Source organism: Alcaligenes sp. EGD-AK7 (assembly GCF_000465875.3).
GTDB lineage: Bacteria > Pseudomonadota > Gammaproteobacteria > Burkholderiales > Burkholderiaceae_B > Alcaligenes > Alcaligenes phenolicus.
This window is the reverse complement of record NZ_AVOG02000012.1, coordinates 38,597-55,335: the sequence shown is the minus strand read 5'-3', so window position 1 is coordinate 55,335 and position 16,739 is coordinate 38,597. Positions and strand designations below refer to the sequence as shown.

Annotated in this window: 19 protein-coding genes; 16 read left to right on the top strand and 3 right to left on the bottom strand. The window is 56.1% G+C overall.

The genetic code is table 11. From position 1 onward, the window contains the following. Positions 1 to 36: 36 nt before the first annotated feature. Positions 37 to 990: a protein-methionine-sulfoxide reductase catalytic subunit MsrP gene (gene msrP, locus N879_RS08900; protein ID WP_021446874.1), complete on the top strand. Its 954-nt coding sequence runs from the start codon at positions 37 to 39 to the stop codon at positions 988 to 990. After that, positions 990 to 1,598, top strand: coding sequence for a sulfite oxidase heme-binding subunit YedZ (locus N879_RS08895; protein ID WP_009456603.1), 609 nt, complete (start codon positions 990 to 992; stop codon positions 1,596 to 1,598). The genes msrP and N879_RS08895 overlap by 1 nt, the downstream gene beginning before the upstream one ends. 42 nt (positions 1,599 to 1,640) lie before the next feature. Here N879_RS08895 and N879_RS08890 read toward each other — a convergent pair whose 3' ends face one another. Genes N879_RS08890 through N879_RS08880 form a run of 3 tightly spaced genes read right to left on the bottom strand, consistent with a single transcriptional unit; the run spans position 1,641 to position 3,741 of the window. Continuing rightward, the gene (locus tag N879_RS08890; RefSeq protein ID WP_009456601.1) at positions 1,641 to 2,450 is read right to left on the bottom strand and encodes an N-acetylmuramoyl-L-alanine amidase; all 810 of its coding nucleotides are present in this window, start codon (positions 2,448 to 2,450) and stop codon (positions 1,641 to 1,643) included. A 1-nt stretch (position 2,451) separates the two neighbouring features. After that, positions 2,452 to 3,174, bottom strand: coding sequence for an SAM-dependent methyltransferase (locus N879_RS08885; RefSeq protein WP_021446873.1), 723 nt, complete (start codon positions 3,172 to 3,174; stop codon positions 2,452 to 2,454). A gap of 12 nt (positions 3,175 to 3,186) precedes the next feature. Then, positions 3,187 to 3,741 carry a Maf family protein gene (locus tag N879_RS08880; RefSeq protein WP_021446872.1) on the bottom strand — a complete coding sequence of 185 codons (555 nt, stop codon included), beginning with the start codon at positions 3,739 to 3,741 and terminating at the stop codon, positions 3,187 to 3,189. Between the two features lie 340 nt (positions 3,742 to 4,081). On the opposite strand from N879_RS08880, the gene N879_RS08875 reads away from it, so the two are divergent. The 14 genes from N879_RS08875 (at position 4,082) to lepA (ending at position 16,677) form a co-directional block, all read left to right on the top strand. Then, positions 4,082 to 4,603 carry a YceD family protein gene (locus tag N879_RS08875; protein WP_009456592.1) on the top strand — a complete coding sequence of 174 codons (522 nt, stop codon included), beginning with the start codon at positions 4,082 to 4,084 and terminating at the stop codon, positions 4,601 to 4,603. Between the two features lie 74 nt (positions 4,604 to 4,677). Next, on the top strand, positions 4,678 to 4,860 hold the full coding sequence (gene rpmF / locus N879_RS08870; protein ID WP_003800968.1) for a 50S ribosomal protein L32: 183 nt from the start codon (positions 4,678 to 4,680) through the stop codon (positions 4,858 to 4,860). 41 nt (positions 4,861 to 4,901) lie between these two features. Next, positions 4,902 to 5,990 (top strand): phosphate acyltransferase PlsX, encoded by a 1,089-nt coding sequence (gene plsX / locus N879_RS08865; protein ID WP_009456590.1) that lies wholly within the window; start codon positions 4,902 to 4,904, stop codon positions 5,988 to 5,990. 25 nt (positions 5,991 to 6,015) lie between these two features. Beyond that, on the top strand, positions 6,016 to 6,993 hold the full coding sequence (locus N879_RS08860) for a beta-ketoacyl-ACP synthase III (RefSeq protein ID WP_009456588.1): 978 nt from the start codon (positions 6,016 to 6,018) through the stop codon (positions 6,991 to 6,993). 46 nt (positions 6,994 to 7,039) lie between these two features. Continuing rightward, positions 7,040 to 7,978: an ACP S-malonyltransferase gene (fabD, locus tag N879_RS08855; RefSeq protein ID WP_021446871.1), complete on the top strand. Its 939-nt coding sequence runs from the start codon at positions 7,040 to 7,042 to the stop codon at positions 7,976 to 7,978. Continuing rightward, positions 7,979 to 8,722: a 3-oxoacyl-ACP reductase FabG gene (gene fabG, locus N879_RS08850; RefSeq protein ID WP_021446870.1), complete on the top strand. Its 744-nt coding sequence runs from the start codon at positions 7,979 to 7,981 to the stop codon at positions 8,720 to 8,722. Between the two features lie 184 nt (positions 8,723 to 8,906). Continuing rightward, complete coding sequence (acpP, locus tag N879_RS08845; RefSeq protein ID WP_003800961.1) at positions 8,907 to 9,146, top strand: acyl carrier protein; 240 nt, start codon at positions 8,907 to 8,909, stop codon at positions 9,144 to 9,146. Positions 9,147 to 9,286: 140 nt separating this feature from the next. Beyond that, positions 9,287 to 10,519: a beta-ketoacyl-ACP synthase II gene (gene fabF, locus N879_RS08840; protein ID WP_021446869.1), complete on the top strand. Its 1,233-nt coding sequence runs from the start codon at positions 9,287 to 9,289 to the stop codon at positions 10,517 to 10,519. 274 nt (positions 10,520 to 10,793) lie between these two features. Continuing rightward, positions 10,794 to 10,979 (top strand): hypothetical protein, encoded by a 186-nt coding sequence (locus N879_RS20770; protein WP_235484275.1) that lies wholly within the window; start codon positions 10,794 to 10,796, stop codon positions 10,977 to 10,979. Continuing rightward, the gene (gene rpoE / locus N879_RS08830; RefSeq protein WP_009456579.1) at positions 10,979 to 11,581 is read left to right on the top strand and encodes an RNA polymerase sigma factor RpoE; all 603 of its coding nucleotides are present in this window, start codon (positions 10,979 to 10,981) and stop codon (positions 11,579 to 11,581) included. The genes N879_RS20770 and rpoE overlap by 1 nt, the downstream gene beginning before the upstream one ends. 6 nt (positions 11,582 to 11,587) lie before the next feature. Continuing rightward, positions 11,588 to 12,085 carry a sigma-E factor negative regulatory protein gene (locus tag N879_RS08825; protein WP_009456577.1) on the top strand — a complete coding sequence of 166 codons (498 nt, stop codon included), beginning with the start codon at positions 11,588 to 11,590 and terminating at the stop codon, positions 12,083 to 12,085. After that, on the top strand, positions 12,082 to 13,107 hold the full coding sequence (locus N879_RS08820; RefSeq protein ID WP_230940648.1) for a MucB/RseB C-terminal domain-containing protein: 1,026 nt from the start codon (positions 12,082 to 12,084) through the stop codon (positions 13,105 to 13,107). The genes N879_RS08825 and N879_RS08820 overlap by 4 nt, the downstream gene beginning before the upstream one ends. Positions 13,108 to 13,131: 24 nt before the next feature. Beyond that, positions 13,132 to 14,640, top strand: a complete 1,509-nt coding sequence (locus tag N879_RS08815; RefSeq protein WP_009456573.1) for a DegQ family serine endoprotease — start codon at positions 13,132 to 13,134, stop codon at positions 14,638 to 14,640. Between the two features lie 243 nt (positions 14,641 to 14,883). Next, positions 14,884 to 16,677, top strand: a complete 1,794-nt coding sequence (lepA, locus tag N879_RS08810) for a translation elongation factor 4 (protein ID WP_009456571.1) — start codon at positions 14,884 to 14,886, stop codon at positions 16,675 to 16,677. The last annotated feature ends 62 nt before the right edge of the window (positions 16,678 to 16,739 follow it).

Below are 16,739 nucleotides of genomic sequence, written 5' to 3'. Positions count from 1 at the left end.
GACGACCATCTTGCCAGACAGGTTCAGGAGATGGAGATGTTCAAATCACGTTCGCAGCCCATACGTCCCTCTGAAATTACCGACGAGTCGGTCTGGCGGGCGCGCCGCCGCCTGCTTTTGCAGGCTCCCGGCGCCTTGGCCCTGGCGGCCAGCTTGCCGGGTCGGGCTCAGGCGGTCCCGGTAGGGCAGGACTTGTCGTTCACGCCTTCCCAGCGCTGGAAACTGGACGATATGCCCACCAGCGAGTCCGATGTCACCTCCTACAATAATTTCTACGAATTTGGCACGGGTAAGGAAGATCCTGCCCGCCATTCGGGGAAATTCAAGACTGAACCCTGGACTTTGCAGATTGACGGTTTGGTGAACAAGCCGCTTACCTTGGATATGGACCGGATATTGAAGCTGGCCCCTTTGGAAGAGCGTATTTATCGTCTGCGTTGTGTTGAAGCCTGGTCCATGGTGGTGCCCTGGGTGGGCTATTCCTTGTCGGCCTTGCTAAAGCAGGCGTCGCCCCAGGGTTCGGCCCGCTTTGTTCGGTTTGAAACAGCGACGGACCCGGAAACCATGCCGGGTCTACGCTCTCGTATCTTGGCCTGGCCCTATGTGGAGGCGCTGCGGTTGGATGAGGCCATGCATCCTTTGACTCTGCTGGCTACCGGTCTGTACGGAAAAAGTCTACCTGTTCAGAATGGAGCGCCGGTGCGGCTGATCGTGCCGTGGAAGTATGGGTTCAAATCGGCCAAGTCTTTGGTGCGCATCACCTTGACGGACACCATGCCCGAGTCCAGCTGGATGAAGGTGGCTCCGCATGAGTATGGCTTTTATGCCAATGTGAACCCGGAAGTGCCGCATCCCCGCTGGAGCCAGGCCACTGAACGTGTCATCGGTTCGGGATTCTTCGCCACCAAAAAACCGACTTTGCCTTTTAACGGCTATGCCGAAGATGTAGCGGGGTTGTATGCCGATATGGATTTAAGGCGCTATTACTGATGAGTACCTGGAAGGCTGCGCAATTGGATAGGCTCAAGCCCTTGGTGTTCTTGCTGGGCTTGTTTCCCTTGGGACGCTGGGTGTGGTTGGGTTTCAATAATGGCCTAAGTGCCAATCCAGCCGAGTTTTTGACCCGATCCAGTGGGGTTTGGGCCTTGGTGCTCTTGCTGTTGACCCTGGCTTTAAGTCCTGTAAGGCGTTTGCTGGCTCAGCCCGCCTTGGTGCGTTGGCGCCGCATGTTGGGTTTGTTCAGTTTTTTTTATGCAGCTTTGCATACCCTGGCCTGGGCCTGGTGGGATCGCTCGGGCGACTGGCTGTCCATGTGGCAGGACGTGGTGCAGCGGCCCTTGATTGCGATCGGGGTAGTGGCTGTGCTGATTTTATTGGCGTTGACCCTGACTTCCACGCATGGTTGGCAGAAACGTTTGGGTCGTGGCTGGAGCCGCTTGCATCAAACCGTGTATTTGGCGGCGGTGCTTTCCATCCTGCACTTTTACCTGATTCGTACTGGTAAAAATGATGTGGTGGAAGTTTATGTCTATGGTTTGGTTCTGGTGGGCTTGCTGGTTTTGCGCCGCTGGCCAGTATTGAATAAGACAGTGCACTAAGCAAAACAGGTAATGAGCATAAGCCCATTACCTGTTTTTTTATCAATCCAGACTTTGCAGAATGGCGGCTGTTTCGGCATCCAGAGTGCCGTCGTAGCGGGCTGGGCGGTAGTGCATCTGGAAGGCGGCGATCACGTTTTGTGTGGCCTTGTCGAACACGCCGCTGTCAGGCGTTTCGTAGCCTGCTTTGCGCAGCAGGGCCTGGGTTTGAGCGGCAGAGGGCAGGGGACGCGTGGCGTACTGCGCCTGCAGTGCTCGGGCCTGTGATTCCTTGTACCAGCGGCCTATGCCTGCTTGGGCCAGTTCCTTCCAGGGGAAATGAGGGCCGGGGTCCAGCTTGCGTTGTGGGGCAACATCGCTGTGGCCAATAATATTGCGGGCAGACACGCCATGACGCTGAGCCAGGTCTTTCAACAGTGCTTTGATTGCTTCAATCTGCCCGGACGTATACGGAGCCCAGCGACCATCTGCCAAGCGGCCCATATTAACGATTTCGATGCCGATAGAGCCGGTGTTCAGGTCTGTGAAACCGTACCAGGAGCCCAGACCTGCATGCCAGGCGCGGCGTTCCTCTGGAACCAGACGGTAGACAGTGGGACGGCGCTCGTCACTGACCAAGTAATGGGCGCTGACATCACGCTGCGTCAGCACCTTCAAGGAGGTGGCGTGGTCGCCAGCGGTGTAGTGCATGACCAGATAACGCACTCGGCTGTTCTGGCCCTGAGCGCTATAGCTGTCATCAAGTTTGAAGGGACCGCTACTGCCACAGGCCGCCAATAAGGCCGTCAGGCTAAGTACGCCAATCTGAACGCTGCGCTTCAAGACGGGTGTAAGAAAAGACAGGGATTTCATCTTAACGACCAGCCAGAAACAGGAAAATGCAGGGGGTTTTGTCCAGGGCAGGCGGCTGGCGCTCGCGCCATTGTTCAACTGTGGCAGTCTGGATCAATTCACGCGTACCTGTCAGGTCACGAGCCAGGCACAAGCGTGTTGTGGGCTTGAGGGACTGCAGCAAGGTGCTGTACATGGCCTGGTTGCGATAAGGTGTTTCGATCAGGATCTGGGTTTGTTTCAGGGCTTGGGACTGGCTTTCCCATTGCTTGAGCTGCTTGGCGCGAGCGGCCCCATCTACAGGCGCATAGCCGTGGAATACAAACTGCTGACCGTCCAGGCCGCTGGCCATCAGGCTCAGCAAAATGGAAGAGGGGCCAACGTGAGGGCGCACGGGGATCTTCATTTCGTGGGCCATGGCAACCACCAGCGCACCGGGGTCGGCGACGGCGGGGCAGCCAGCTTCCGATACCAGACCAATGGCTTGACCTTGCAGGGCTGTTTTCAACCACTCACGCATTTCACCGGGTTTATTGCCGCGCTTGTCCAGCGTGTGAATGGTGATTTCTTGCAGAGGTACCACGGGCTCAACCAGTTTCAGGAAGGCGCGGGCGGTTTTGGCGTTCTCGGCAATAAAGACGGTCAGTTCGCGCGTCAAAGCCTTGACGTCGGCGGGTAGCCAGCCGCTGATCGGGCTCTCGCTTAAGCCTACGGGGATCAGGTGCAAAGGGGCGGCTTGGGGCATGGCGTATCAGTCCTAAACGGAAGGGGGCAAAAGGGTGGGGCGCAAGGGGTTCAAGCCAAAGTGACGCAGCATGGTGCACAGCTCGATCAGCGGCAGGCCAATGATAGCGGTTGGGTCGTCCGAGCGCATGGACTCCATCAGGGCAATACCCAGGCTTTCGGCCTTGGCGCTGCCAGCGGTGTCATACGGTTTTTCCTGCAGCAAATAGTGCTCGATTTCTTCATCACTCAATGCGCGAAAACGACAATTGGTAACAATATCGCTGCACAGAAATTCCTGGCCATCTGTCACGCATAAAGCGCTATGGAAATCGATGTCTTGACCGCTCAGGCGACGCAGTTGTTTCTGCGCACCGGCATGGTCGCCAGGCTTGCCAATAGCATCCTGGCCCGATGTGGCGACCTGATCGGAGCCGATCACGAGGGCGCCTGGGTTCAGCTGGCTGATACGGGCCGCTTTTTCACGCGCCAGACGCAGGCTGAGCTGGGCGGGAGCCTCTGCGGGAAGTGGGGTTTCATCAATGTCAGGAGACTGACAGGTGAAAGGCAAGCCCAAACGCGCTAACATAGCGCGGCGATAGACTGAGCTTGATGCAAGGATGAGACGCATAGTGTGTTTTAGCTGTGCTTTGGTTTGACTGCCTTGTGCTTAGCACGGTATTATCTAATGTTTTCTTCGTTATTGAAATGGTTGTGGGCTAGCTTGGCGGTTTGCCGACTGCGCTTTACATGCTTCAATACCGAGGGGCAGGAAAAAAAGCAGTACAAGAAAAAGTGGTAGAGCCCCCAAGCGATACCAAGGCAGTGAAACAAGCAAGCAGCAAACAAGCGAAAGCGACAAATAAAGCAGAACAAACAAGCGGTTCCAGATCCTGGTAAAACCGTGGTTTGATGCCCTAAGCATACTTATGACGACACAGTATATCGACACCTTGAATCTAGCCCGTGCCCCTCAGGAAATGTCGGGCCAGGTGCTGGTGGAAGATTTGTCTCGTCTGGTATCCGATTTGCCCGATCAAGGCGATTTGCGCATTGACTGGAGTGTGTCGGGTCGGGAAGATTCTGCCCGGCGTCGTTTTGTGCATGTGCAGGCCAAAGGTAGTGTCATTTTGGAATGCCAGCGCTGTGTGAAGCCTTTTGAGTGGCCCATCGATATTTCCAACGAAGTACAGATTGTGGCAACCGAGGACGAACTTGAGCTGGATGATGACGATACGGAAGGTCCTGATCGCATCTTGTGTGAAGGCCAGTTGGATGTCCTGGGACTGGTCGAGGACGAGCTGATTCTTAGCGTGCCTTATGTGCCGCGCCATGAGGTTTGTCCCGACGCGCAGTCGCTGTCCATGGAAGCCAAATCTGACGACCTGGATGAGTCCGCCTTTGAGCGGCCGTCCCCGTTTGCCGTATTGGGCTCGCTCAAGAAGTCTTGATTGTTTGTTACTAATTCGTTAATTTTTTCGGGCTGCACCCATTTATTCGGGGTTGTCCATCTACAGGAGTCATCATGGCTGTTCAGCAGAATAAAAAGAGCCCGTCCCGGCGTAACATGCGTCGTTCGCACGACGCGCTTACTGGTCCTTCGACGGCTATCGAGCCTACGACTGGCGAACTGCACCTGCGTCACCACATCAGCCCTAACGGCATCTACCGTGGCCGTAAAGTGCTGAAAACAAAGAACGACGAGTAATAGTCTCTTTGTCGTTGCAAGCAACATAGGTTGCATGCTTGATGTCTAACAAAAAAATACGTATTGCCATCGATTGCATGGGCGGCGATATCGGTTTATCCGTCACTGTCCCTGCAGCGCTGCTTTTTGCCAAGCGCTATCCGGATGTGCACTGCTTATTGGTTGGCGAGCCTCAGGCCATCGAGCAAACATTGCGTGCGCAAGGTAATGTCGATACCTCCTGGTACGACATTCTTCCCGCATCCGAAGTTGTCACCATGGCCGATTCGGTCGAGGTGGCCCTGCGCCGCAAAAAAGACTCCTCCATGCGAGTGGCTGCCCAGTCCGTCAAGGACGGGATAGCTGATGCCTGCATTTCTGCGGGCAATACCGGCGCATGGATGGCAATTTCGCGCTACGTACTCAAAACTCTGGATGGGATTGATCGCCCAGCCATTGCCACGTCCATCCCTAACCAAAAGGGCGGGGCCACGATCATGCTGGACCTGGGTGCCAATGTGGATTGTTCCGCAGAACACCTGTTGCAGTTCGCCATCATGGGTTCTGCGCTGGCCAGTATCGTGGATCGTCATGAGCGTCCCACCGTGGGCTTGCTCAATATTGGTGAAGAGGTCATCAAGGGCAACGAGGTCGTCAAGAAGGCGGCTGAATTGCTGCGCTCCAGCGGACTGAATTTTTACGGCAACGTAGAAGGCGACGATATCTGCAAAGGTACCGTCAACGTGGTCGTGTGCGACGGTTTCGTGGGCAATGTGGTCCTTAAATCCATTGAAGGGCTGGCCAAGATGGTCGGCAGTATGCTGCGCGACGAATTTACCCGTGACCCCTTGAGCAAAGTGTCCGCTTTGCTGGCTCGTCCTGTCTTGAATCGTTTCCGCGACAGGGTGGATAATCGCCGTCATAACGGTGCGGCCCTTTTGGGTTTACGCGGTATTGTTATCAAGAGTCATGGTTCTGCCGATGCCTACGCTTTCGGTTATGCTTTGCAACGGGCCCGCGGTGCGGTGCTCAATGGTCTGCTCAGCGGTACCAGCCAGGCAGTCGAACGCATCATGCAAAGTGTGAACTTGCATGAAGAGCAAAGCGGCGAACCAGATACACGCCATACTTCAGAGCCCTCGTCCTCATAAGAACGGGCTTGATCGGGAACATAAAATGACGATATTTGCCAAGATTATCGGTACAGGCGGCTACCTGCCTCCTCGGATTGTGTCTAACGATGATCTAGCGGTGGAGCTGGCTCAAAAGGGTATCGAAACCTCCGATCAGTGGATTGTCGAGCGTACCGGTATTCACCAGCGTCATCTTGCCGATCCCGGTGTCCGTACCAGCCACTTGGCAACCCAGGCCGCGCGTCAGGCGCTGGAAGATGCGGGCATTGCTGCCCAGGATCTGGACCTGATTGTGGTGGCTACTTCCACTCCCGATTACGTTTTCCCCAGCACCGCGTGTCTGGTGCAGGCCGAATTGGGCAACAAGGGCGCTGCCGCGTACGACGTACAAGCGGTGTGCAGCGGCTTTGTCTATGCACTGACGACTGCCGACGCCATGATCAAGGCCGGCCGTGCGCGCAATGCGCTGGTCATCGGTGCCGAAGTGTTCTCCAGCATCCTGGACTGGAACGACCGCTCTACCTGCGTCCTGTTTGGCGACGGTGCGGGCGCTGTGGTTCTGCAAGCCAGCGATGAACCCGGTGTTCTGGCTGCCCAGCTCAATGCAGATGGCAGTCAAATGGGTATTTTGTGCGCGGCAGGCAATGTCTCGCACGGTCAGGTAGTGGGCGATCCCTTCCTGCGTATGGATGGTCAGGCTGTGTTCAAGCTGGCTGTCACTTCTCTGGCCGCTTCGGCCAATCAAGTCTGCGAACAGGCTGGCGTCTCTCTGGCCGATATCGATTGGCTGGTGCCGCACCAGGCCAACGTTCGTATCATCAATTTTCTAGGTCGTAAGCTGGGTATCCCCTCCGAGAAGGTGGTTATCACGGTTGATCAACATGCCAACACCTCGGCAGCCAGTGTGCCATTGGCCCTGAATGCCGCTCGCCGGGATGGTCGTATCCGTGCCGGTGATCTGGCGCTGTTGCAAGGCGTGGGTGGCGGCTTTACCTGGGGTTCGGTGCTGGTCCGCTGCTAAGTAGCGCGATCCGGATTACCGCCTCATCTCTTTGGGTTTTTCTACCATGAAAATTGCGTTTGTCTTTCCAGGACAAGGCTCGCAGTCCGTAGGCATGCTCGATGCCTGGGCCGAGTCTGCTGTCGTACAGCAAGCCATTGCACAAGCCAGCCAGTCGCTGGGCCAGGACCTGGCTCAGTTGATGGCACAAGGGCCTGCCGAGGCTCTGAACCTGACTACCAATACTCAACCTGTCATGCTGGCTAGCGCCGTGGCCATGTATCAGGCCTGGATTCAGGCCGGTGGCCCCGCTCCTGCCGTGATGGCCGGTCATAGCCTGGGTGAATACTCGGCCCTGACTGCTGCCGGTGCTCTGAGCCTGGAACAAGCAGTTCCGCTGGTTCGCATCCGTGCCGATGCCATGCAAGCTGCCGTACCTGTGGGTGTCGGTACCATGGCTGCCGTGCTGGGTCTGGATGACGATCAAGTGCGCGATGTGTGTGCTCGTGCCTCTGAGGGACAGCAGATTGTTCAGGCTGTTAACTACAATGCGCCTGCTCAGGTTGTGATAGCCGGGAATGTGGAAGCGGTAGATCGTGCATGTGCGCTGGCTAAAGAAGCCGGTGCCAAGCGTGCCTTGGTGCTGCCTGTATCGGCTCCTTTCCACTCCAGTCTGTTGGAACCGGCAGCTGCTGTGCTGGCCCAGGCTCTGGCCTCGGTTCAAGTGCAAACTCCTGCTATTTCCGTGATCAATAACGTGGACGTAGCCGCGCCTACCGACCCCGAACAGATTAAAGATGCGCTGGTCCGTCAGGCCTGGCATCCCGTGCGCTGGGTTGAGACTATCCAGGCCATGAAGGCTCAAGGAGTCACCCACGTGGTCGAGTGTGGCCCGGGCAAAGTGCTGACGGGGCTGGTCAAGCGTATTGACCGTGATCTGGTCGCCTTGTCGATCAGCGACCCTGCGTCCTTGCAGGCCACTTTGGAAGCCCTGGAGGGAGCATAAATGCAAGAGTTGGATCTAAGCGGCAAGACTGCCCTGGTAACCGGCGCATCGCGTGGTATCGGTCAGGCGATTGCTAAAGAGTTGATGGCACGTGGTGCCAAGGTGGTTGGTACCGCTACTTCCGAGTCCGGCGCACAGGCGATTTCCGCTGTGCTGGATCAGAATGGCAGCTACGGCCATGTTTTGAACGTGGACGACCCGGCTGCTTGCGAAGCGCTGATTTCGGCTTTGAGCAAAGAAGACGGTGGCCCGCACATTCTGGTTAATAATGCCGGTATTACGCGTGACAATCTGGCCATGCGCTTGAAAGATGAAGACTGGGATGCCGTTATCCAGACCAATCTAAGTGCCGTGTTCCGCCTGTCGCGTGCCGTTATCCGCCCCATGATGAAAGCCCGCTGGGGCCGTATCATCAGCATCACTTCGGTGGTGGGCGAGAGCGGCAACCCCGGTCAAGCCAACTACGCAGCTGCCAAAGCCGGTGTCGCCGGCATGAGCCGTGCCTTGGCGCGCGAGCTCGGTAGCCGTAACATTACAGTTAATTGTGTCGCTCCGGGCTTTATTGATACGGACATGACACGCTCTCTGACCCCTGAGCAGTCGGCGGCAATTTTGTCGCAAATCCCCCTGGGACGACTGGGCGCTGCTGAAGATATCGCTAACGCGGTAGCCTTCCTGGCCGGGTCGCAAGCGCAATATATTACGGGCAGCACCATCCATGTGAATGGTGGTATGCACATGTAAGGCTTGGCATCGCGCCCGGCTGAGGTAAAATTGCGGGATTATTTGGGGCCTATTGCTTGAGCCGGCGTTGTAAGAATAACGTTGGGCCTCATACAAGAACGCCGTTTTTTGTCATAGCTTATCCCTCTTAGCAGTATGGATTGGCTATAATTTGCGGGAATTTTTCCCAACTTGGAGAATCTGCATGGAAAGCATCGAACAGCGCGTCAAGAAGATCGTCGCTGAACAACTTGGCGTTAACGAAGCCGAGATCAAAAACGAATCTTCTTTTCTCGACGACCTCGGTGCCGACTCGCTCGACATGGTCGAGCTCGTGATGGCGCTCGAAGACGAATTCGAAACCGAAATACCAGACGAAGAAGCTGAGAAAATCACGACGGTCCAGCAAGCTGTGGACTACATCAATTCTCACAGCAAGCAGTAAGTTCAATTAAGAGGGTGGGCGGCATTGTGCACGCCCTCGCTCCAGAGCGGTTTCCAGAGAGTAGCCTGTGCCCGGCGGCTTTAGCTTGCAAGACGCAGTTATTCCCTTTAAACCGCTTTTTTTGTGTTTAGGAGTCATCCGTGAAACGACGTGTCGTGATTACCGGGCTGGGTATTGTTTCCCCGGTCGGCAACGATATTCCTACCGCGTGGGATAACATCGTCAATGGGCGTTCGGGCATCGGGCGTATTACCCGTTTCGATCCTTCGGCCCTAACAGCCCAGATAGCGGGTGAGGTCAAGGATTTTGATTTAACACCATACATTTCGTCCAAAGAAGCCAAGCAGATGGATACCTTTATCCATTACGGCGTGGTGGCAGGTATGCAAGCCTGGAAGGACTGCGGCCTGGACATCAACAGCATCAATGCTGAGCGTGTCGGCGTTATCGTAGGTTCGGGGATTGGTGGTTTGCCCCGCATTGAAGAAACCCAAAAAGATTATCTGGAACGGGGCCCACGTCGGATTTCCCCGTTCTTTGTGCCTGGCTCCCTGGTCAATCTGGTGTCTGGCCAATTGTCCATCGGCCTGGGCCTGAAAGGTCCTAGCTACGCTGTTGTGTCGGCATGTACAACCGGCCTGCACTCCATTGGTGACGCTGCTCGCTTGATCGAGTATGGCGACGCCGATGTGATGATTGCCGGCGGTGCCGAGTCCACCGTGTCCCCGCTGGGTATTGGCGGTTTTGCTGCCATGCGTGCTCTGTCCACCCGTAACGACGATCCTGAAACGGCATCGCGTCCCTGGGATATGGACCGCGACGGCTTTGTGCTGGGTGAGGGCGCTGGTGTGCTGGTGCTGGAAGAGTACGAACACGCCAAAAAACGTGGCGCACGCATTTACGGCGAGTTCTCCGGCTACGGCATGAGCTCTGACGCTCACCATATCACTTCGCCCGACCGTGACGGTCCGCGTCGTGGCGTGATGAATGCCTTGCGTAACGGTGGCATCAACGCTGACGAAGTTCAGTACGTCAACGCACACGGTACTTCCACGCCATTGGGCGATGTGAACGAGTCCGAAGCATTGAAACTGGCTTTTGGCGATCACGCTTACAAGCTGGTGGTCAACTCCACCAAGTCCATGACGGGTCACCTGCTGGGTGCGGCCGGTGGTATTGAAGCGGTGTTCACCACCTTGGCGGTGTATAACCAGATCTCGCCCCCAACCATCAACATCTTCAACCAGGACCCTGCCTGCGACCTGGATTACTGCGCCAACCAGGCGCGTGACATGAAGATTGATGTCGCTCTGTCCAACTCCTTCGGGTTTGGCGGCACTAACGGTTCGATGGTGGTTCGTCGTCTTCGCTAAGCTGGACTGCCCCACTCGTAACGCCCAGTCCTGGTCGATCGGAGCTCCGGCTCCGGTGCGCCGACTGGGCGCTTTTGTCTGTGCCTTGCTTGCAGCAGCCCTGGCCTGGACAATGTCTAGCTGGCAATGGCCCTGGGCCCTGGCAATATTGGCAGGTGCTTTGTGGGCTTATTTTTTGTATGCTCGCAGTCGTGGGGCATGGGATGAGCGCGCTACACTAGCGTATCGTGCAGGGCTATACTCCTTGAAGTGCGAGGGGGCTGCAAAGGAGTCCGTGCAAATAGAGCAGATCTGGCGTTGTGCCTGGTTCATGACCTTGCGTTTGCGCCGTGATTGCTCCAAGGCTTGCCGTACCGTGACCGTATGGCGCCGCGCCCAGTCGCAGCAGGACTGGTGGGCCTTGTCTTTATGTGCCAACCGACTGTCTCATCAGGTCCGTGCTCAGAATAAGGATTCTTAATGAGTGAACGCGATACCGATGCCGAACTAGTTGCACGTGTTCAGCGTGGGGATAAGCGAGCCTTTGACCTGCTGGTACTGAAGTACCAGCGCAAGATCATGCGTCTGCTCAGCCGCATGGTACGTGACCCGTCTGAAGTCGAGGACGTGGCTCAGGAAACCTTCATCAAAGCGTACCGAGCTCTTCCCCAGTTCCGGGGCGAGAGTGCTTTTTACACCTGGCTGTACCGCATTGCGATCAACACGGCCCGTAACTGGCAGGCCTCGGCCGCCCGACGTCCCAACACTTTGCAGAACGTCGAAACTGAAGAAGGTGAAACTTTTGACCGAATCGACAACCTAAGCGATATAAGCACGCCAGAATCGATGATGGTCAGTCGCCAGATTGCTGAAACGGTAAATACAGCGATCCAGGCACTGCCCGAAGAGTTGCGGACGGCTATCGTGCTACGTGAAATAGAAGGTATGAGCTACGAAGATATTGCTCAGACCATGGACTGCCCTATAGGAACTGTACGCTCACGCATCTTTCGAGCCCGTGACGCCATTGCTGCGCAATTGCGTCCCATACTCGATGGTGAAGATAGTGAACGACGGTGGTAAGGATTGATGATGCAAGCCCTGAAATCCCATTCCGATGATGATCAACTCAATGCCTGGGAGGCCGCCGTGTCTTCCTGGGTGGATGGCGAGGCTGAAATACGCCCCGAGGAACTGGACTCCCCCTACGGGCGTCAAGTCTGGGATACCTACCATTTGATTGGTGACGTCATGCGTACCGATGCGCTGGCGATCCGTACGTCGGATCGCTTTTACGCGCGTCTGTCCAAAGCAATTGACGAAGAGCCTACCGTGCTCGCCCCGAATGCCATGAAACGACCCTTGGTGCAGCGCTATGGTGTCAGCGGCCTGGCCGTGGTGGCTGCCGTGGCTGCCGCCTTGTGGGTAGGCCTGCCGTATATGGGGGTGAACTCCGTGCCAGGCACGCTGGTGGCCAGCGCCCAGGATGATCAGCTCTGGAATGATTACGCGGATTTGCACCGCGACTTTGTTGGTACCGGTCCGGTACGCCATGTTTCCTTTGAAAGTGGAGCCCTGGGTCAATGAGGTCTGTACGTATGCCGTCGCAGATGGGCTTGGCGCGTCTCTATAAGGGCTTGTTTGCCCTTTCTCTGGCGGTGCTGTGCACACCTGTACTGGCTCAGGATGCCAGCGGGCTGGAGCCCCTGGATCTGCCCTGGTTGCAGAAAGTCCATAAAGCGGCGCGTGACCTGGATTATTCCGGGGTCATTATTTACACCCAGGATCAGGCCAGCCAGTCCATGAAACTGGTCCACATTATTGATGGTACCGGCGAGCGCGAGCGTCTGGAGATTCTGGACGGCGAGCCGCGCGAGTTTCTGCGTCAGAACGAAGTCACCCAATGCCTGATTCCCGAAAAGAAAATGGTGGTGATCGAGCGTCGTGAAAACGAACGCTTTCCCAGTTTTCTGGTTGGTGATGTCAGCCAATTACCCAATTTTTACGATATGCGCCGCTTGCCATCGCGCGAGCGCGTGGCCGGTCGCCCTTGCGACCTGATCGAGCTGGTTCCCAAGGATGATCAGCGTTACGGCTACCGCGTGTGTGCCGATACCGATCATCATTTGCTATTGAAAATGCAGACTCTGGACCCACAACAAGAGGTAGTGGATCAGATCGCTTTTGCCTCTGTTGCCTTTGGCGAGCAGGTGGATTTGCAGGAACTGCGTACCAGTTGGAACCCCAGCAAGTGGGAAGTGGTCGAACCCGAAGTACGAAAAATAGATTTGAACGAGCTGGGTTGGCATCTGGCCATGCCTGCCGGTTTTACCTTGCGGTCCGAAATGCTCCGGCCCATGCGTGCGGGGCGTCAGGTCACCCATTTGATGTTGTCTGATGGTCTGGCTGCCATTTCCGTGTTTCTGGAGAAGGTAGGGACCCCTGAAGCAGAAGAAAACAGCCTGGGTGCCTTTCACCGTGGCTCCATGAATATGTACCGCAGTCGCATTAATGATTATGTTTTGACCAGCACGGGTGCCGTACCTGTACAGACCTTGCGCGCCTTGCTGGAAGGTACCCAGTTCACCCCTCTATCCCGGACACATTGACTATCGTCCACCAGGAGTCTTTGAATGGAAAAATCGAGTCAAAAAATGCGTATTCCTGTTCTCTCGGCCTTGACGGCGGCCGTGATGCTGGCGGCGGGTGCGCCTATGGCCTACGCGCAGGCTCAGCCTGTCACGACAACCGAGCAAGTCCAGAGCACGACGCTGGGGCTGCCTGACTTTACTGGCGTTGTTGCCAAGACCGAGGATGGAGTAGTCAATATCCGTACCACCGAGGCCGTCCGGGTGCGCTCCCCCGCCATGGGTCCGGGCTCGGATCCTTATGATATGTTCCGCTGGTTCTTTGGGCCCGATTTCATGCCGCCCGGCATGGCGCCGCAGCGCCCTCGTGGCGGTGGCAATGAAGGCCAGCAGCCTCAAGAGCGCACAGTGCCACGTGGTGTGGGTTCGGGTTTCATCATCTCTGCTGACGGCTACATCCTGACCAATAACCATGTGGTGGCCGACTCCAATGGCATTTTCGTCACGCTGAGCAACGGCAAGGAATATCCAGCCAAGATCATCGGGACGGACGAGCGCACCGACGTGGCCCTGATCAAGATCGAAGCCAAAGACCTGAAGCCCATGGTGATCGGTGATTCCAAGCAGCTCAAGAAAGGACAGTGGGTTCTGGCTATTGGCTCGCCCTTCGGTCTGGAATCCACCGTGACTTCCGGGATTGTCAGCGCCATCAACCGTGAAACCGGCGATTACCTGCCTTTCATTCAGACCGACGTGGCTGTGAACCCTGGTAACTCCGGTGGTCCGCTGATCAACCTGAATGGTGAAGTAGTGGGTGTGAACTCCCAGATCATTTCGCGTAGCGGTGGCTTCATGGGTATTTCCCTGGCCATTCCTATCGACGAAGCCATGAATGTGGTCGAGCAGCTCAAGTCTGACGGCAAGGTGACTCGCGGTCGTATCGGTGTGCAGATCACTCCGGTAGCCGATGATGTCGCTACCGCACTGGGTCTGAAAGACAGCAAGGGAGCCTTGGTCAGCAGCGTGGAAGAGGGCGGTCCTGCCGCCAAGGCCGGTATTCAGTCTGGCGACGTGATCCTGAAGTTCAACGGTCGCACCATTGATCAAATGACAGACTTGCCCCGTATTGTGGGAAGCACCAAACCAGGTCAAAGCTCCACACTGGAAATCTGGCGCAAGGGCAAGTTGCAGACCATCAAGATTGATGTCGAAGAAATGCCTTCCAGCAGCCCAACTGCTGCCGCCAAGGACGAGAAAGACAGTTCTGCTGCCAGCACGGCCGATGCCTTTGGCTTGAAAGTGACGGCAGTTCCTGCTGCTGATCTGAAGCGTTTGGGCGTTGAAAGTGCGGTTCAGGTAACAGAGGCCACGGCCCCTGCCAGCGAAGCCGGTCTGCAGCCTGGTGACCTGATTTTGCGTGTCAACGATAAAGACGTAGGGACGCCGGATCAATACGCTAAAATGGTGGCTTCCTTGGATAAATCCAAAGCAGCAGCCTTGCTGGTCCTGCGTGCAGGGCAGTCGCAATGGGTTTTGATTACGCCATCGAAATAAAAATTCTGTAAAACGGCTAAAATGGTAGTCATTGATGAACTCCGGCCAGGGGCCGGAGTTTTTCCGCCGCTATTCGCGGGGGCAGTTTGCCCCGAATGGATACTGGCTCCACGTGCGCCCGTCTGACAGGACGGGTCTTGCGTTTTCGGCGCGTGGACTGAAAAGGGGCGTCATTGGCGCCCCTTTCTTGTGCCGTCTCTCTGGCATTGCGCCTCAACATTTTCTTTGTTTATTAACGGGTTTATGGATCACATCCGCAATTTCTCTATTATTGCCCATATCGATCATGGCAAATCGACCTTGGCTGACCGCCTGATCCAACGCTGTGGTGGCCTGGCCGACCGCGAGATGTCGACCCAGGTTCTGGATTCGATGGACATCGAGAAAGAGCGTGGCATCACGATTAAGGCCCAGACCGCCGCTTTGCACTACAAGGCTCAGGATGGCAAGGTATACAACCTGAACCTGATCGACACTCCCGGCCACGTTGACTTCTCCTATGAAGTCAGCCGTTCCTTGTCGGCCTGTGAAGGTGCCTTGCTGGTCGTGGACGCTTCCCAAGGTGTGGAAGCGCAGACTGTAGCCAACTGCTATACCGCTTTGGATCAGGGCGTGGAAGTGATCCCAGTGCTCAACAAAATGGACTTGCCTTCGGCTGACCCGGATGCAGCTCGCCAGGAAGTGGAAGACGTGATTGGCATTGATGCCAGTGACGCAATTGCCGCCAGTGCGAAAACCGGCCTGGGTATCGACGAGATTCTGGAAACCATCGTGGCGCGTGTTCCGCCGCCAGTGGGTGACCCGACTGCTCCCTTGCAAGCCCTGATCATTGACTCCTGGTTTGACAATTACGTGGGCGTGGTCATGCTGGTGCGCATCGTCAACGGTGTGCTCAAGCCCAAGGAAAAAATTCTGCTGATGGCTACTCGTGCGACGCACCTTGTCGAGCATATCGGTGTCTTTACCCCCAAGTCTGAAAACCGTCCTCATCTGTCTGCAGGCGAGGTGGGTTTCATCATTGCCGGTATTAAAGAGCTGGAACACGCCAAGGTTGGTGACACCATCACTCTGGCCGGCAAACCGGCTGAAAAAGCCTTGCCTGGCTTCAAGGAAGTGAAGCCTCAGGTGTTTGCCGGTTTGTACCCGGTGGAAAGCAGTGAGTACGACCAGCTGCGCGACTCTCTGGAAAAGCTCAAGCTGAACGACTCGTCCCTGATGTTCGAGCCCGAAGTGTCCCAGGCGCTGGGTTTTGGTTTCCGTTGCGGCTTCCTGGGTCTGCTTCATATGGAAATCGTCCAGGAGCGTCTGGAGCGCGAATTCGACATGGATATCATCACCACCGCACCGTCGGTGGTGTACGAGGTCGAGCGTCGTGACGGCGAAGTCTTGATGATTGAAAGCCCTTCCCGCATGCCGGAAGTGGCCCATATCGAAGACGTACGCGAGCCTATTGTTGTGGTTTCGCTGCTAATGCCGCAGGAATACGTAGGCCCGGTCATGACCCTGTGTACAGCCAAGCGCGGTTTGCAGTTAAATATGACCTATCATGGCCGTCAGGTGAACCTGGTCTATGAGATGCCTCTGGCCGAGATCGTGCTGGACTTCTTTGACCGACTCAAATCGGTATCGCGCGGCTACGCTTCCATGGACTACGAGTTCAAGGAATACCGTTCGGCCGATGTGGTCAAGGTTGATATCCTGATCAACGGCGACCGGGTTGATGCCCTGTCCATGATTGTGCACCGTAGCAACGCCCGTTACCGTGGACGCGAAGTGGTCGCCAAGATGCGCTCTCTGATTCCGCGGCAGATGTTTGATATTGCGATTCAGGCTGCCATTGGCGCCGAAGTTATTTCTCGCGAAAACGTCAAGGCATTGCGCAAGAACGTGCTGGCCAAGTGTTATGGCGGCGATATTTCTCGTAAGAAAAAGCTGCTTGAGAAGCAAAAAGCCGGTAAGAAGCGGATGAAGCAAGTTGGGAACGTGGAAATTCCGCAGGAAGCCTTTTTGGCAATTTTGCAGGTCGAGGATAAGTAATGCTCTGGTCGGCAGCTCAAGCCGACCACAGCCAGGACTGCTTTAATTTCTTTAAAGGAAAC

Coding starts and splice junctions, on each gene's coding strand:
- rpmF (WP_003800968.1), top strand. CDS start 4,678: ATGGCTGTTCAGCAGAATAAAAAGAGCCCGTCCCGGCGTAACATGCGT.
- N879_RS08880 (WP_021446872.1), bottom strand. CDS start 3,741: ATGTTAGCGCGTTTGGGCTTGCCTTTCACCTGTCAGTCTCCTGACATT.
- N879_RS08825 (WP_009456577.1), top strand. CDS start 11,588: ATGATGCAAGCCCTGAAATCCCATTCCGATGATGATCAACTCAATGCC.
- plsX (WP_009456590.1), top strand. CDS start 4,902: ATGTCTAACAAAAAAATACGTATTGCCATCGATTGCATGGGCGGCGAT.
- N879_RS08890 (WP_009456601.1), bottom strand. CDS start 2,450: ATGAAATCCCTGTCTTTTCTTACACCCGTCTTGAAGCGCAGCGTTCAG.
- fabD (WP_021446871.1), top strand. CDS start 7,040: ATGAAAATTGCGTTTGTCTTTCCAGGACAAGGCTCGCAGTCCGTAGGC.
- rpoE (WP_009456579.1), top strand. CDS start 10,979: ATGAGTGAACGCGATACCGATGCCGAACTAGTTGCACGTGTTCAGCGT.
- N879_RS08820 (WP_230940648.1), top strand. CDS start 12,082: ATGAGGTCTGTACGTATGCCGTCGCAGATGGGCTTGGCGCGTCTCTAT.
- acpP (WP_003800961.1), top strand. CDS start 8,907: ATGGAAAGCATCGAACAGCGCGTCAAGAAGATCGTCGCTGAACAACTT.
- msrP (WP_021446874.1), top strand. CDS start 37: ATGTTCAAATCACGTTCGCAGCCCATACGTCCCTCTGAAATTACCGAC.
- N879_RS08815 (WP_009456573.1), top strand. CDS start 13,132: ATGGAAAAATCGAGTCAAAAAATGCGTATTCCTGTTCTCTCGGCCTTG.
- N879_RS08885 (WP_021446873.1), bottom strand. CDS start 3,174: ATGCCCCAAGCCGCCCCTTTGCACCTGATCCCCGTAGGCTTAAGCGAG.
- N879_RS08860 (WP_009456588.1), top strand. CDS start 6,016: ATGACGATATTTGCCAAGATTATCGGTACAGGCGGCTACCTGCCTCCT.
- fabG (WP_021446870.1), top strand. CDS start 7,979: ATGCAAGAGTTGGATCTAAGCGGCAAGACTGCCCTGGTAACCGGCGCA.
- N879_RS08895 (WP_009456603.1), top strand. CDS start 990: ATGAGTACCTGGAAGGCTGCGCAATTGGATAGGCTCAAGCCCTTGGTG.
- lepA (WP_009456571.1), top strand. CDS start 14,884: ATGGATCACATCCGCAATTTCTCTATTATTGCCCATATCGATCATGGC.
- N879_RS08875 (WP_009456592.1), top strand. CDS start 4,082: ATGACGACACAGTATATCGACACCTTGAATCTAGCCCGTGCCCCTCAG.